Source organism: Marinomonas mediterranea MMB-1 (genome assembly GCF_000192865.1).
GTDB classification, from domain to species: Bacteria; Pseudomonadota; Gammaproteobacteria; order Pseudomonadales; family Marinomonadaceae; genus Marinomonas; species Marinomonas mediterranea.
In genome coordinates this window covers 4124699-4139147 of sequence record NC_015276.1, presented here as the reverse complement: position 1 = coordinate 4139147, position 14449 = coordinate 4124699, and the positions used below count along the sequence as shown (strand labels likewise).

Here is a 14449-nt window from a genome sequence, read left to right as displayed (position 1 = left end):
GCCAGCAGAATCAGTAAGATAAGCCAAGTAACGAACTTGTGTGTTTTGGGAGTAGATCAGAGAAACAATCGATCACCCAGAACGAACACATCCCAGTTTGCTTGACGATCACAGAGGCGTTGAACCACCTGATCCCATCCCGAACTCAGAAGTGAAAAGCGCCATCGCCGATGGTAGTGTGGGGGATCCCATGTGAGAGTAGGTCGTCGTCAAGCTTCTAATACAGAAAGCCCTGATCAGAAATGGTCAGGGCTTTTTCTGTTTCTGGACTGAACCAAACTGAACGTCTGGAAAGGTCTTATTCCCTCCCCTTATCAAGGGGAGGGCGAGGGAGGGGTCATACGGACTGGCTCATACAAAGGTACTGTCCCAAAAAGTGTGTCTTGTCTCTCATTTCATGGCTTCACTCTTTATTTAAACAGGTGGCTTTTCTGAAAACGACTCACTGGGTGACGATAAGTCGAACTATTCATATCTATGGCCACTTTGCTTAAAAGCGTTAATACCGACTCGACGCTAGGCATCGAATTTCGGATTTTCAACGTCCGTTTGAACGCTTTATTTAAACGCTCTATCCAGTTCGTTGTATAAATCATATTACGGATATCATATTCAAAACTAAGATACGTTGCATAGTAAGATAGCCAATCAGCATCCTCTAGTCGCTTTAGGTGTGGATAGTAACGCTGCCACTTTATTGAAATGGCTTTGGCTCTTTTTAAGAGAGCATCTTTTGTATCATCTCGATTCTCTAGCTGAAAAATGTCACTGAGATCCGAGACCATTTCTGGACGATGCTGCTTCTTTGTTTTGTTAAGGATAGAACGTTTGAGGTGTAGAATACACTTTTGAATGGGCGCTTTGAAATGCGTCTCAAGCGTGCTGTCTAATCCGGTCAGGTTATCGATGACAAACAAGTCTGATTGCTTAAGACCTCTGTTTTTTAAATCAATGCAGATCTCATTCCACACGCTGGCTGATTCTGTCGGTGCATTGTAGATACCAATTACCTCACGTGTCATATCTGCCAACACCGCGAGGGCTATGTAATACGCTTCGCTGGAAACTCGTTCACGCCTCGTTTTTACAAAGGTTGCATCAAGATAAATGATAGGATAATACTCAGCTAATGGACGCTCTCTAAACGCTTGCATGGCTTCTGATAAGCTCGAAGTGATGCGGGATATTTGGCTTTTTGACAGATGTTGTCCGTATATTGTTTCGGTAATGGACTCAATATCACGGGTGGTCAATCCTTTTGCATAAAGCTCAAAGCAAAGCTCATTGAGTGAATCTGCTTGATCTTTCATGACCTTAAGTAAGGTTGGTTTAAAGCCTCCCAAGCGATCTCTGGGAATTTGCAAAGATAGTGAGTCGCCCACACCATAGCCACTCACAGAACGGTAACCGTTGGCTTTATTGCCTTTTAGTGCCGCCTCTAAATAGGCGTTACGCTCTGCCTTCATTAGACTGTTCATTGCTATCTCTAGCAACCGGTTCACACCGTCGGGTTGTGATGTGAGTTGATCAACAACGGCTTGTATCTGAGTTTGGTTTAGCTTTAAATGATTCATAGTCTCTCTTTTGTTAAATGGTTTGTTTTTTGGTCGAAACAATGTCATTTAATGAGAGAGAGGCTTCTTTTACAACACCTCGTTAGACACACTTATTGGGACGGTATGTACGTGAATTGCTTAGCTAGTAATTCACTCCAGTCTGGTAAGTATGTTCCTAACCCAAGCACTTGATGCTGTGGGGGGAGATTATTCTACCAGACTGATCCTTCAACATTGGATTGTATCCAAGCGCCTGTTTTTTTACAGTGATGCTGCATGTACAAGGGAAATAAAGGTAAATGATTTATATTGGAATTGATGTCGGAAAAAATAAGCTAGACTGTCTTTGGCTAAAAGACGTCTTATCAGAAAAAATCAAAACGAAAGTCTTTAAAAATAATCCGGAAGACTTTGAACGTATTGCTCAATGGCTCACTAAAGTCACGACAGCACAGCCAGAACAACTTCATGTCACTCTAGAAGCAACTGGTGTTTATCACGAAGGCATTGCTACCCATTTATTTCAGCTAGGGTTTCAAGTTAGCGTTGTTAATCCAGCAAGGTCTAAAGAGTTTGCTAAGGCACTTGGTGTAACTCACAAAACAGATAAATCGGACCGTTTGCTTTTAGCCAAGTTTGGCTATCAGGTGACGCCAAAACTATGGACTCCTGAAGCGCCTGAAGTACGCAAGCTAAAGGTCTTGATCAAGCGAATAGAGTCGATAGAGAAAGACATACAACGAGAATTGAATCGAAAGGAGCAAGCTGAAATCGCAGCCAATTCTTATATTGTTATTGTCTCTGTCTTAGTCAAAGAGAAAAATAGGTTAATTGAGGAGCTTGATACGCATATTGATAATCATCCAACATTGAAAGTAAATAGACGCTTTCTAGAAAGCATTCCTGGTGTAGGGTCTGTTGTATCAGCCTACTTGGGACTAATTCCAAGAATTAGAGAATCAGGGACACTAAAAGGCCGCTCAATGTTATCAAAGGTTGGGCCAGCTAATGTTAGAGCAAAAATCTATATGGCAGCTGTTGTAGCAAAGCAACATAACCCTGATGTAAAAGCGCTGTATGAGCGCCTAAAAAGTCGTGGAAAGACTCACATGCAAGCACTCGGAGCAGCAATGAGAAAGCTTGTACAAATTTGTTTTGGTGTTGTAAAGCATCAAAGCGAATACAAGCCTCAAATAGTCTAAATAGCTAAAAAAGGCTTGATTAGAAAGAGGGAGGGGTCATGAACTAGCATTCCAAAAAGTCTTCCTAAATATCAAATAAATAGATTGCTGATTAGCGTAGTGTAACTAATACCGCTCCAAATGAATGTGTCTATGGGGGGGAATAAAAGGCCTCTCTTTCATTAAATGGATTTTGTTTCAACCAAAAAACAAGTAATTTAACAAAAGATAGACTATGGATACTTTAAAACTAAACCTTTCAATTCAAGCCATTGTAGATCAACTGACATCGCAACCAGAGGGCTTCAAGCTTGTGGAAATCGCTTTTATAGACACGCTAAGGATACTATAAGGTGAGACGGGTCAAAGCATAAGGTATTTAGATATGAAAAATGAACCGGTAGACAGAAAGAGAAGAACACGAACCAGTGTCCTTCTCTTATTGGGTCTATTGTTGATTGAACTCCGTTAAGATTTCGTCGAATTTACCAGAGGCTTGAATTGCAAAAAGTCCTTTATTGAATGCGTCTCTAAGTTCCATTGCATTAGGAATGGATTTTGAAATTAACAAATAAAGGTCGTTCTTTTCTAATGGTGGAAGCAAAATCTGTAGTTGAGAACTGTCAAGGCCCGATGACTGAGCCGCATCTTTTGCAACAGCTAGATTATCCGCATAAAGGTCGATTTCACCCATAGTTAATGCTTTTACTGCGCTGCTTACTGAATCAAATTCATGAAGCTGAGAAAACTTAAAGGCATCGAAGGAAGCTCCAATAGAAGAGCCTTCAATTTTACCTATTTTGTAGTCATTTATTGCTTCAAAAGAATTGTAGTTTTTCAGTGGGAAATCAGAGGTCTTGATTAGGCCTACTAATACGGTATAAATCGGAATGGAATAATAGTAATCTTTAGTTCGTTCTTCGGTATAGTAAGCACCGATAAGTGCATCTTTACTACCTGATTTCACCGTATCGAGTGCTGTTTGCCATCCAGTAAATTCTACAGCACTGTCGTAGCCTGCTTCAGATAAAGCTTCTTCAACAATAGCAGTAATAAAACCACCATTATTCAAGCTTTCAGCATAGAAGGGAGACCAGTTCATAGTGGTTAACTTAACGGTTTGTGCTGATGCAATAAGAGGAAAGGCAATAGCGATAGCGGATATAAATAACTTTAGCGATTTCATATCTTAAGTTCCTTTCAATTAATTTTTTTGTTTATTTAAAAGGTGACGCAGATTGTTTTTTATGATTTAGTGAACAAATTCATTCTAATCTAACTTTTCCTATTGAGAAACAGAATATATTGTCACGTTTTGTTATCGAATAGAGCGAGTACGAATAGAATTGGTATTTTTAGCCAGTCGCTCAAGTTGTTGAAATAATCAAATGTTAATGAAGCCCATAAGTGCTGTCATTGAGTGATTTCTAGATTTTTTGTAACCTCTTACGCTAATCTTCTTTAGAAATAAATACGATTCATTTTGTTTTTAGGAAGCCTGTGTACATGTGTATAAATTTATAGAAATGTATTTGGAGACCTTAAATGAGGCAGTCGATTGTTCATATCGCACTTGTCGTAAAAGACTATGATGAAGCAATCGACTTTTACGTAAACAAACTTAAATTTGAGTTGATAGAAGACACTTATCAACCAGAACAAGATAAACGATGGGTTGTGGTATCACCACCTGGTGCGAAGGGCGTGACTTTATTGCTTGCAAGAGCATCTAAACCCGAGCAGTTCGATTTTGTGGGCAATCAAGCTGGCGGAAGAGTCTTTCTATTTCTTAATACCGATGATTTTTGGCGGGACTATAATCGTATGGTGACCGATGGAGTCAAATTTGTTCGAGAGCCAAAACAAGCGGACTACGGCATTGTCGCCGTGTTCGAAGACTTATATGGAAATCGTTGGGACTTACTTCAACTCGATCCAGACCACCCTATGGCGACCAGAGTTTAGAGTGGATGTGAGAGTAAGGTGATTTACTCTCACATCCGAATCAGAATCAGAATCAGAAATGGTAGTGGATGCCTGCTTCAAATGTTTGAATATCTGACGAGTATGCAGATGCGCCAGCAAACATAGCCCAATCTTGATTAAACTTGTAGTCTGCGCCTATACCATAAATTAACTTGGTTTCAGTTTCTTCGTTTTCGAAATAGGAAGAAGATTGTGAGCTTCCTGACGGGTAACTGATCTCCCTTTTTCCAGTGACTGTAATAAGCCCTACTCCTGCTTTTCCAAAGACAGAAAAGTTGTCCGATAAGTAATGGCTGTATTTTGCTACAGCGTAGAGAGCCGTTGCGGACACAGTGCTTATATCAAATCTATTTGGATCGTCTGCTGGTTCTGACACTTCGCCAAAAATGTGGTAGCCAGTCTCAATGCTTATTGCTTTATTAATTGGGAACCCAATGCCAACATTTATGTCTGAACTGCTAGGACTATAGCCATCATAAGAAGAGCTCGAAAGCCCTACAATAAGGTAATTGTCTAAATTTTCCCCTGCGGCAAAAAGGCTGCCACTTACTCCAATTAATATAGAGCTAGCTATTAGCTTTTTCATTTCCTGTGTCCCAATATGATAAGTTTTCTTAATGGACTGCATCGTATCAGCCCCGCAGGTAGAACAAAAGGGGAGACCTCCAAAATATAAAAGCATGGTTAATATAGCAAAAAAACGGAGCTCTTCAGCTCCGTTTTCGGTTATCCCCACTAGTCAGAAACGACATAGCTATTATTTCAATGTTAATAACTTAGGCACTTATCCACTTCGTTAGCGGCACCAAGAATAACTGGAACACGTTGGTGAATGCCTTCTGGCTGGATATCCAGAATACGTTGCGTATGAGTATGTGCTTTACCGCCTGACTGCTCGACTAGCATCGCCATTGGGTTTGCTTCATACATTAAGCGAAGTTTACCTGGCTTGCTTGGGTCTTTGCTGTCCCAAGGGTACATAAAGATGCCGCCGCGACATAGAATGCGATGTACATCGCCCACCATGGCTGCAACCCAACGCATATTAAAGTTTTTCTCACGAGGGCCTTCTTTACCTGCGACAAGGTCTTCAACATAGCTTTGCATGTTGCTAGACCAGAAACGTTGGTTAGACATGTTGATCGCAAACTCTTGAGTGTCTTTTGCTACTGCAATACCAGTTTGAGTTTCAACAAACTCGCCTTTTTCAGGATCAAGAGTGAACATGTTTACACCTTCTCCAGTGGATAAGACCAACATGCAAGAGGGGCCATAAAGCACGTAACCCGCGGCAGCTTGTTCTGAGCCTGGTTTTAGAAAGTCGGCTTCAGTTGCAGGCTGTGTACTTTGATCGTGATAGATAGAAAAAATGGTACCAACCATTGCATTAATATCAATGTTGGAAGAACCGTCTAATGGATCGAATGCGATCAAATACTCGCCGTCGGTATTTGCAGGCACTATGTCGTCTTCTTCTTCCGATGCAACAGCGCGAACCGCTGGGCAGTTCATGAGGTCGGATTTCAACATATCATTGGAAATAACATCGAGTTTCTTTTGTTCTTCTCCCTGAACATTCTCATTACCTGCAACGCCTAATATGCCAGCCAACGAACCTTTATGAAGTGCTTCGCATATATCGATGCACGTATTCGTTGTCGTGGTCAGTACGTCTTGTAGAGCAGCAGGAGCATTTGATGCTTTCAAAACTTGTGCGAGGGTTTGCATGCTGAGCATTTCCTTTTTATGAGTTGATATAGAAATTATGCCACTGCATTTAGGTAGAGTCAGCTAGAGTTCGAGATATCGGGCGGGTTTTTAAGAGAATTTTCAGCTTAATCAATTAAGTATAAGTGCTCACTGCCTACCTTTTAGCAGGCAGCGAGTAAAAACAGAGGTATTAGGCTTTCAGTGTTTTCACACCTTCTTGCGTACCTAGCAATAAAACATCCGCTGGGCGTGAAGCAAATAAGCCATTAGTAACCACACCAACAATTGAGTTGATTTGGTTCTCAAGCTTGATTGGGTCGACAATTTCTAAATTGTAAACGTCAAGAATATGGTTGCCGTTATCAGTGACAACGCCTTCACGGTAAACTGGGTCGCCTCCCAACTTAACAAGCTCACGAGCCACATAACTGCGTGCCATTGGAATGACTTCAACAGGAAGAGGGAAGTCGCCTAGAACGTTTACAAGTTTTGATTCGTCAGCAATACAGACAAACTCTTCTGCGCATGCCGCTACAATTTTTTCACGAGTCAATGCAGCACCACCACCTTTTATAAGGTGTAAATAGTGGTTAGATTCGTCTGCCCCGTCGATGTAAACGCGCATACCCGCAACGCTGTTTAGATCGTATACCGGAATACCATGACCTTTTAAACGCTCAGCAGACGCATCAGAGCTTGCGACCGTGCCGTCGAAAAGGTGTTTATGTTGTGCTAGTTCATCGATAAACAAGTTCGCGGTGGAGCCGGTGCCGATACCAACAATAGTGTCTTCTTCAAGAAGGGGAAGGATGTACTCGACAGCCGCTTGCGCAACGGCTTTTTTGAGTTCGTCTTGAGTCATGCTAAGCAGAACCTATTCATTAAGTTTGTTTAAAGAAGCACAGAGCTTCGATGGTTACCTATGGAGGTGGCGATATTATAGCCACTTAACGAGCGTAATGTTACCGCTTTGTAGAGGAAAAAAGAGGTTAATAAAGTAGGATAAAATTGCGGCATAAGCCCTGCTTCTCTTGGCCTAAAGAGCTGGAAAGAGTATATTTCTTGTTCCGTTTTTCAAGGTCAGCTTATCTCTTTAAAAAGGCAGACTGAAAAACAGCGCTATTAGGTGCAATACGTACATAATTTGTTAGGAACCCTTATGCCCCACACAATCATAAAGAAAATTCTACAGGCGCGCGTTTATGACGTCGCTGTGGAAACACCCGCATCCCGTGCCAATCAATTGTCAAAGCGATTGGGTAACGAGATTATTTTGAAAAGAGAGGACCTTCAACCTGTTTTCTCTTTCAAAATTCGTGGGGCATATAACAAAATTTGTCAGTTATCGCAGGAAGAGTTAGACCGAGGCGTTATTGCCGCATCAGCGGGGAATCATGCTCAAGGCTTAGCGCTTGCGGCGAAAAAATTAGGTGTGAAAGCAACGATTGTCATGCCAGCGACCACGCCTGATGTAAAGGTATCCGCTGTCCGTAATCACGGTGCCGAAGTGGTACTGTTTGGCGATGCGTTCGATGAAGCATCTGTCAAATCGAAAGAAATCATGGCTCAGACAGGCCAAACCTACGTTCATCCGTTTGATGACCTCGATACCATCGCAGGTCAAGGCACAATCGGCATGGAAATCTTGCACCAAATTGAAGGTGATATCGACGCGATTTTCGTTCCCGTCGGTGGCGGCGGTCTAATAGCCGGAGTCGCAGCCTACATAAAATACCTTCGTCCTGAAATCAAAGTCATTGGCGTTGAGCCAGAAGACGCAGCCTGTTTGAAGGCCGCGATGAAAGCTGGCAAACCAACCCGTCTTGATCAAGTGGGTATATTTGCCGAAGGTGTTGCCGTAGCGGAAATCGGAGAGCACACGTTTAAGATTGCAAAAGACAATGTCGATGACGTGATTACCGTGACGACAGATGAAATGTGCGCGGCCATTAAAGACATTTACGATGATACACGCTCGATAACAGAGCCTGCCGGAGCGTGTGCGCTTGCAGGTCTTAAGAAGTACGTGGAATCGACGGGCGCCAAAGATAAAAAGCTCATCGCGATCAACAGCGGTGCAAACGTGAACTTCGACCGTTTACGTCATGTTTCCGAGCGTGCTGAGTTAGGTGAAAAACGCGAAGCGATTATCGCAGTAAAAATTCCAGAAGAACCGGGCGCATTCAAAGGTTTCTGCCAGGCACTAGTCGGACGAAATATTACCGAATTCAACTACCGTTATGGTGACGCCGAGCAAGCCGTTATCTTTGTTGGTGTCGCGATAGGGAACAGCCCAGACAGTCGTCAGGAATTATTGAACGACCTTAAAGACTACGAAATTGTCGATCTGACCGACGATGAAACCACCAAAGTGCACGTACGTCACATGATTGGCGGCCACTTGCGCAGTGAAAAAGGGGAACTGTTATACAGCTTTGAATTCCCCGAACGTCCGGGAGCCTTGCTTAAATTCCTAAATACATTAGGCGGACAGTGGAACATCTCCATGTTCCACTACAGAAATCACGGCGACGCCTACGGTCGCGTGCTAGTCGGTTTGCAAGCCGTTGGTGAGGAAACAGACGTGACTCGCTACCTTGACGAACTTGGCTATCCGTACCAAGACGAAAACGACAACGCCGCGTGTGAGTTGTTCTTTAAATAAAAAGTGGGCTCTTATCTCCTTGCTCCTCACTGGGGCAACGAGCTTGAGCTCTTCGCTCCTCCCCCTTACCGAGGGTCGAGAGCTTAAGTTCTATGCTTTTCCTCCTTACCAAGGATCGAGGGTTTGAGTTCTATGCTTTCCCGCTTACCAAGGGTTGAGGGTCTGAGTTCTATGCTCCTCCCTCTTACCAAGGGGGAGGTTGGGAGGGGGTCGTACTCGCCAGAATATCTCTCCATTAAACGACAAAACCAAAGGCACCCTCCAAAACAATGAATACGCGTATTAACAAAATATAAGCTATCCAAAGGAGCAAAGATGACCCTAATAGCTAACACACCAAAGCCCCCTTACTACGCGGTTATTTTTACCTCTCTTCGAACGGAAGAGGAGAGCGGTTATGGCCAAATGGCAGATCGAATGCTCGAACTTGCTTCAAAACAAACGGGTTTTTTAGGCGTAGAGTCAGCAAGAGAAGAGGTTGGTGTTACCGTTTCATACTGGTCTGATCTGGAATCCATAAAACAGTGGAAAGCTAATGTTGAGCATCAAAATGCTCAAAAGCTTGGTCATGAAAAATGGTATTCATCCTTCAAAACTCGTATATCAAAGGTAGAGCGAGACTACGGTATTTAATCAATCCACTTATGGGAATCTAATGCCGCAAGCAAAGGCGTGCGTCAGCGTGTCCAATGGAGCGTAGCGGAACGATTATGCACTTGGACATTTAACACCACTACAATACTCTTTAATGCTCGACGTAAGGTTATTAACACCGCATTGATTTTGGAGCTTGCTTTCCATTTGAATTATAAATGGATAAATTGTGTCGATGACTTCTTGAGATGAGTAGCAATTCAGGCAACCATACCCATGCCGAAACTCTACTTTGCCATTGTACGATTCGACAAAGTAAAAATTGTTTTTTATATCTTTGTAGGTATACCAATATCGGTGAACCACGTTTGCCTTTTCAATACCATGAAGAGTTAATGGCCTACCTCCACTCTCTGTTGAGTGTTCTATTTCTGTGAGACCTTCAATAGTCTGGGCAGTAGCGATAACACATTCTTTATTTGGCACAGGCTCAAAATAAGCGACTCTGGTAACTCCCCGCAAGGTGTCACACCCTGTGACAAAGAAAATTGGAATCAAGATAAGCAGTTTCTTCATTTCTCTATTTGTCCGTTTGAGCCGTTTGTTATATGGGTACATTTTATCAATGCACATGCTCATTTATCTTGTCTGATTATTTCTTCTTTTACTAACCTACTGAACTAGAATTACTTTCCAGCCCTTTCGAAAAAACAGGTGTTCGAATCAATCTTGAATGCTTCGTTATGATTCTGTCGGTATGACCGAATGCCCCGCTTTTTCTAGCAAAAGCGTCGCCTTTTGCCCAATAAGAGCTCCTTGTAGTTTAGCTAGCTCTCTTTTAACTTTCTCAAACATTTCATCACTGGGTTGGTTATTTTCATCTAATTGATAATCCACTCCTAGTTTATTAAATAAGCTAGGAACCTTTTGCCTAATCATGGTTTCTCTATTACTTGACTAATTACACTATTATTGGCATTTAATGCCGCCAACACAGGTGAGCTTTAGCGAGTCCAGCGTAATTTGTTGAGCATTTGTGCTTGGTCTTGTTAAAGCTCTGCATCAGAATACGCTTGCTCTATTAATGATAAAATCCGCCTATAACTAAGCGGAAAAGTAACTAGCTTTAGTGTAACCTGCGCCGTACCATCCTGATCAATGTGTCGTTCACTATCCTCATGGTAACTAAAAGTTGATTGCTGTATTCGAGTGGTTAATACACCCAAGCTTTTTAGCTTTTGAACACCACTGCCAAACTCTTCATATAAACTATCTGTGCTTAGATTAACTTCCTTTGAGTTTGCCATATATGAGATATCCTCAATCACACTATGATCTAACACATATTTCAGTTCGTCGTCTTCAATATAGGCAGAGCCAGCCAGATATCCTTTACATTTACCATGCTTTGATAAGCTGAGCCAATGCTTGATTGTGCTTACTGAATCAGCCATTTCGGAATCATTTAAAGTCTCGGCCACTGAAAAAATCAGCTCTTCAAAGTCGTTAGTAGTACGATTTTCAATACAAAGCTCAGCAGTTAATATTCCTATAATTCGAGGGCCAATATCTTTAGATTTAGAAAGGCTTACTCGCCTATATGCATCAAAGACGACTTCACTACCAATATCTGTTGATAAGATTTCTTCTATTTCTTCAGATACATTTACTTGAACATCACCTTCTAAGCGATTTGCAAGTAGCTTATTTTGAAACTCGATGAAAAACTTCTCTGCACGATGCCGCGTCCATCTCTCAATAACATTCGAGGCAAAAGACTTTGCTAATGAATTAGCAACCGAATAGCCAGATTTTGATACTAAGTCCAATAATATCTCCTGAGCTTTAACACCTAAATAACCGGCGCAGCCTTGCTGCTTTCGGCGCCAAAGACGCAAAGTTGATTGAATTGTTAGATTTTACTTTCACGAATAATAATACGTACTTGTACAATAAACGCATTTGAGTTTTTAAACCCTAGTTCTTTTTTTTTAGAGCCATGAACGGCTATATTTCGCAGAGAGTTTAGTTTTTTTCGGTCTATTTCGGATTCACTATCTTTAGGAATTATGCCACCTTTAGAGTGAAGAGCATCTAAAAGTTGTAATAAAGAAAACCTTTTTATACCTTTTTTTCTAAAATACTTTGGCCCAAGCCTTTGCAATGCAATGAACTCTAGATGTTGCCTCAATGCCTTGGAAGCACTCATAACACTTAATTCAAACTCGCCATCTTTTAAGAGTTTTTGAGCCTTATCAATGAGTTCATCTATTGATGTTTCTACTGAAACTACTACCTTAATTATTTCGTCACAAACGCTACTGACCCCATTCGCTGTATTTAGAGCGTAAACATCTGCGATAGTTGGAGAAAATGAAATAACCTCTTCCTTTGCAACGTTATGCCAGACCGGTATCAGTTTATTTTGCCCTTCAACATTAAGTGCATTAAGGCCTCTTAGTTCTTTTTTTGGCCAGTTTTTACTCATAAATGCTGGACTAATTACCACTAGACCATATCTGCTATTAGCCAAGCCATAGTCAATCTTCTCCGAAAGGCTGTCTCCAGGATTCAAAGTAAATTCATCATACCAAACTGTAAGTTCAGTGTTTTCATCGAGAAACGAAGCGATTGGACGAGCCACAATCTCTTTGTCTTCACTCGCATGACTAATGAAAATATCGAAAGCCAAAATTTACTCCATGAAATCTAACGCCGCATTCAGCGACTTGTCCGCTGCAATGCTTTGTTAGAGCTTTTCTGCAATTTTACTAGCGAGCTTTGCAGTATCATCATTTCTACACTGGGGATTATCGACAACAAGTACAGTCATTTTCTTAATGCTTTCTGATTGTTTTTTAGAAACCAACTCAACATCTTGATTCTTTTCATTCAAACGAACCACTTCGTCTATAGCCATTAGTAAGCGATAAATAGTTTTAAGACGATATCCATTGATATCCGGCTTTTTCGCCAGCGCAGAAAGAAGGTTTGTTACTGCATCTAGAGCATGGAAAGCTGGTCTTACTTGCATCGCACAAGCTGCACCAAAAGCAATATGCTGCGGTGAGTTTAGGTTTAGATCACGAAATAGAAAGTCCACTGAAGAGAGACCCTTAGCTTTGCCTTTTAAACTAGTTGCCAACTTATTTAATACTTGCGGGCTAGCATCTGGATCAAACTTTTTACATTCATTCAGATAATCGTCTTCTAGCTCCGAATACCGGTGTTTTAGTAGACTTACTTCCTGCTTTGTTGCATCTAACTCTTCTTTTATTTTTCTGAATTTTGCCTCGAAATCCCCAAATTTCACACTTTCTAACCATTTAGGAGCCCAAGGTATCAAGCCAATCAATGTCAGAGCTATTACATATTGATCAATTTTGTAGTCAGTAAGTATATGTATCCCAATAAATACTGTGCATACAGCTGGAATAAAGTAAATTTTCTTCATTTTTATCTACACTTCTAGCTCTGGCTGACCTTGTTAAAAGTTGCTGCCAAGTTGCGACCAGTTTTTTGAAAAGTACGTTTCAATACCTTTACCCGGATTGTATCTTGAATAGAGTTTCTCAAACTCTAATCTAGCCACTTCATATGATGTATCAGGTATAGCAAAAACACCTTTCGCCAAAAATAACATTGCTAGTGAGGGGGCTCTCGACTCCCCCTGATTGCAATGAATTAGCAGCTTTCTATCTTGAGACCAGTGTTTATTCGCAAACGCTAAAAACTCTGTAAATAGCGGAGGCATGAACAACGGAATTGGTGGGTCAATGATATTGAGAAATAAATCATACTCCTGCTCTAGCACTAAGTAGTTTGGGTGCGTACTTGGTAACTTTCCTCGGTAGCCTACTGCACCTTGGTGGCATGGACTCTTGCAGGCGTGAACAACAGCAACCTCACTATTGCCTCTAGTGCACGATAGGTCATTTGTTACGATTACCCTTTCATGGATTTCTTGCACAGTAGCTCCTTGTGACTTTTAACATTTTACTAATAGACATGCTCAACCGCACAGGTATGATTTTTACCTGCTTCTAAGACCTTGATCTAAATAGAGTTTTAGCCTTTTAGGAAAATCGTGCCATGTCGATGAGCATGCGTCTATGTATTTATCGCTACGGCACACTATTTCGGCCATTCATTCGTTATATACCTGATATTAATTCACTTTTAGAAAGTGTAGTAGACAAAGCGAAAAAGTGAATTTTATTCACCATATAAATAGTGTGCCATTCTTGAGGTGGGTCAAAAATAGACTGGATATACACCCTGCTTTTCTATTTGGTAAGGCTGTGAGCAGCTTTGATGTTTGTGTCTCTATATTAAGTAAAGCTTAGAGCTTTAGGTCTAATTTATGCGCTATATAGTCGCTTCGGAGCATACTTTAGAAATATTATGTATTTTGAAGTAGACAAGACCCCTCCCTAACCCTCCCCTTGGTAAGGGGAGGGAATATGGCCTTTTATCTGTGTTGCTTGTGTGCAAGAACTCTCTCCAATCGTCTATGGTAAGGGGAGGGAATACGGCCTTTTATCCGTGTTGGTTGTGCGCAAACTCTCTCTAATCGTCTTTGGTAAGGGGAGGGAATATGGTCTTTTGTCGGTGTGGTAAAGCCGTTGCTTTTTAAGATGAGCTTGTCTGCGTCGTGAGGTAGATTTTCACTCGAAGGCTTGAGGGGCAGGTCGGTTGATTTCAATAGGCCATACGGGTTCTGTGGCTTTCGTGTATTTTGCGCTCTGCATTTTCGT

The 14449-nt window shown here is 41.5% G+C and carries 15 protein-coding genes and 1 rRNA gene; 5 read left to right on the top strand and 11 right to left on the bottom strand.

The genetic code is table 11. The annotated features are described in order from the left end of the window. The first annotated feature begins 100 nt into the window (after window positions 1–100). Window positions 101–215, top strand: a 5S ribosomal RNA gene (gene rrf, locus MARME_RS18880). A gap of 195 nt (window positions 216–410) precedes the next feature. On the opposite strand, the gene MARME_RS18875 is transcribed toward rrf, so the two are convergent. After that, complete coding sequence (locus MARME_RS18875; RefSeq protein WP_013662870.1) at window positions 411–1574, bottom strand: IS256 family transposase; 1164 nt, start codon at window positions 1572–1574, stop codon at window positions 411–413. A 281-nt stretch (window positions 1575–1855) separates the two neighbouring features. Between MARME_RS18875 and MARME_RS18870 the strand changes: the two genes are divergently transcribed. Next, a complete protein-coding gene (locus MARME_RS18870) occupies window positions 1856–2758 on the top strand; it encodes an IS110 family transposase (protein ID WP_013662869.1) in 903 nt (300 codons plus the stop codon). Between the two features lie 427 nt (window positions 2759–3185). Here the strand turns inward: MARME_RS18870 and MARME_RS18865 are convergent, their stop codons facing one another. Further along, a complete protein-coding gene (locus MARME_RS18865) occupies window positions 3186–3923 on the bottom strand; it encodes a substrate-binding periplasmic protein (RefSeq protein WP_013662868.1) in 738 nt (245 codons plus the stop codon). 359 nt (window positions 3924–4282) lie between these two features. Here MARME_RS18865 and MARME_RS18860 point away from each other — a divergent pair, with 359 nt between their 5' ends. Then, entirely contained in the window at window positions 4283–4702 is a 420-nt protein-coding gene (locus MARME_RS18860; RefSeq protein WP_013662867.1) for a VOC family protein, read from the top strand. A gap of 52 nt (window positions 4703–4754) precedes the next feature. Here MARME_RS18860 and MARME_RS18855 read toward each other — a convergent pair whose 3' ends face one another. From MARME_RS18855 to rpiA, 3 genes are all read right to left on the bottom strand, one after another. Further along, window positions 4755–5309, bottom strand: a complete 555-nt coding sequence (locus MARME_RS18855; protein WP_013662866.1) for an outer membrane beta-barrel protein — start codon at window positions 5307–5309, stop codon at window positions 4755–4757. 182 nt (window positions 5310–5491) lie between these two features. After that, a complete protein-coding gene (locus tag MARME_RS18850; RefSeq protein WP_013662865.1) occupies window positions 5492–6451 on the bottom strand; it encodes a class 1 fructose-bisphosphatase in 960 nt (319 codons plus the stop codon). Between the two features lie 172 nt (window positions 6452–6623). After that, entirely contained in the window at window positions 6624–7295 is a 672-nt protein-coding gene (gene rpiA, locus MARME_RS18845; protein WP_013662864.1) for a ribose-5-phosphate isomerase RpiA, read from the bottom strand. Window positions 7296–7592: 297 nt separating this feature from the next. Here rpiA and ilvA point away from each other — a divergent pair, with 297 nt between their 5' ends. Continuing rightward, window positions 7593–9098, top strand: coding sequence for a threonine ammonia-lyase, biosynthetic (gene ilvA / locus MARME_RS18840; protein WP_013662863.1), 1506 nt, complete (start codon window positions 7593–7595; stop codon window positions 9096–9098). Window positions 9099–9413: 315 nt separating this feature from the next. Then, entirely contained in the window at window positions 9414–9731 is a 318-nt protein-coding gene (locus tag MARME_RS18835; RefSeq protein ID WP_013662862.1) for an antibiotic biosynthesis monooxygenase family protein, read from the top strand. A 75-nt stretch (window positions 9732–9806) separates the two neighbouring features. On the opposite strand, the gene MARME_RS18830 is transcribed toward MARME_RS18835, so the two are convergent. From MARME_RS18830 to MARME_RS18805, 6 genes are all read right to left on the bottom strand, one after another. Continuing rightward, window positions 9807–10268: a hypothetical protein gene (locus tag MARME_RS18830; protein WP_013662861.1), complete on the bottom strand. Its 462-nt coding sequence runs from the start codon at window positions 10266–10268 to the stop codon at window positions 9807–9809. 165 nt (window positions 10269–10433) lie between these two features. Next, the gene (locus MARME_RS18825; RefSeq protein ID WP_013662860.1) at window positions 10434–10631 is read right to left on the bottom strand and encodes a hypothetical protein; all 198 of its coding nucleotides are present in this window, start codon (window positions 10629–10631) and stop codon (window positions 10434–10436) included. A 110-nt stretch (window positions 10632–10741) separates the two neighbouring features. Continuing rightward, on the bottom strand, window positions 10742–11521 hold the full coding sequence (locus MARME_RS18820; RefSeq protein WP_013662859.1) for a hypothetical protein: 780 nt from the start codon (window positions 11519–11521) through the stop codon (window positions 10742–10744). Between the two features lie 83 nt (window positions 11522–11604). Further along, on the bottom strand, window positions 11605–12384 hold the full coding sequence (locus tag MARME_RS21655; RefSeq protein ID WP_013662858.1) for a toll/interleukin-1 receptor domain-containing protein: 780 nt from the start codon (window positions 12382–12384) through the stop codon (window positions 11605–11607). 57 nt (window positions 12385–12441) lie between these two features. Beyond that, window positions 12442–13146, bottom strand: coding sequence for a hypothetical protein (locus tag MARME_RS18810; protein WP_013662857.1), 705 nt, complete (start codon window positions 13144–13146; stop codon window positions 12442–12444). Between the two features lie 33 nt (window positions 13147–13179). Then, window positions 13180–13662 carry a hypothetical protein gene (locus MARME_RS18805; protein WP_013662856.1) on the bottom strand — a complete coding sequence of 161 codons (483 nt, stop codon included), beginning with the start codon at window positions 13660–13662 and terminating at the stop codon, window positions 13180–13182. Between the last annotated feature and the right edge of the window lie 787 nt (window positions 13663–14449).

Bases quoted from the DNA above. Each gene is read 5' to 3' on its own strand.
- MARME_RS18850 (WP_013662865.1), bottom strand. From the start codon at position 6,451: ATGCAAACCCTCGCACAAGTTTTGAAAGCATCAAATGCTCCTGCTGCT.
- rpiA (WP_013662864.1), bottom strand. From the start codon at position 7,295: ATGACTCAAGACGAACTCAAAAAAGCCGTTGCGCAAGCGGCTGTCGAG.
- ilvA (WP_013662863.1), top strand. From the start codon at position 7,593: ATGCCCCACACAATCATAAAGAAAATTCTACAGGCGCGCGTTTATGAC.
- MARME_RS18875 (WP_013662870.1), bottom strand. From the start codon at position 1,574: ATGAATCATTTAAAGCTAAACCAAACTCAGATACAAGCCGTTGTTGAT.
- MARME_RS18855 (WP_013662866.1), bottom strand. From the start codon at position 5,309: ATGAAAAAGCTAATAGCTAGCTCTATATTAATTGGAGTAAGTGGCAGC.
- MARME_RS18835 (WP_013662862.1), top strand. From the start codon at position 9,414: ATGACCCTAATAGCTAACACACCAAAGCCCCCTTACTACGCGGTTATT.
- MARME_RS18870 (WP_013662869.1), top strand. From the start codon at position 1,856: ATGATTTATATTGGAATTGATGTCGGAAAAAATAAGCTAGACTGTCTT.
- MARME_RS18825 (WP_013662860.1), bottom strand. From the start codon at position 10,631: ATGATTAGGCAAAAGGTTCCTAGCTTATTTAATAAACTAGGAGTGGAT.
- MARME_RS18830 (WP_013662861.1), bottom strand. From the start codon at position 10,268: ATGAAGAAACTGCTTATCTTGATTCCAATTTTCTTTGTCACAGGGTGT.
- MARME_RS18810 (WP_013662857.1), bottom strand. From the start codon at position 13,146: ATGAAGAAAATTTACTTTATTCCAGCTGTATGCACAGTATTTATTGGG.
- MARME_RS18860 (WP_013662867.1), top strand. From the start codon at position 4,283: ATGAGGCAGTCGATTGTTCATATCGCACTTGTCGTAAAAGACTATGAT.
- MARME_RS18865 (WP_013662868.1), bottom strand. From the start codon at position 3,923: ATGAAATCGCTAAAGTTATTTATATCCGCTATCGCTATTGCCTTTCCT.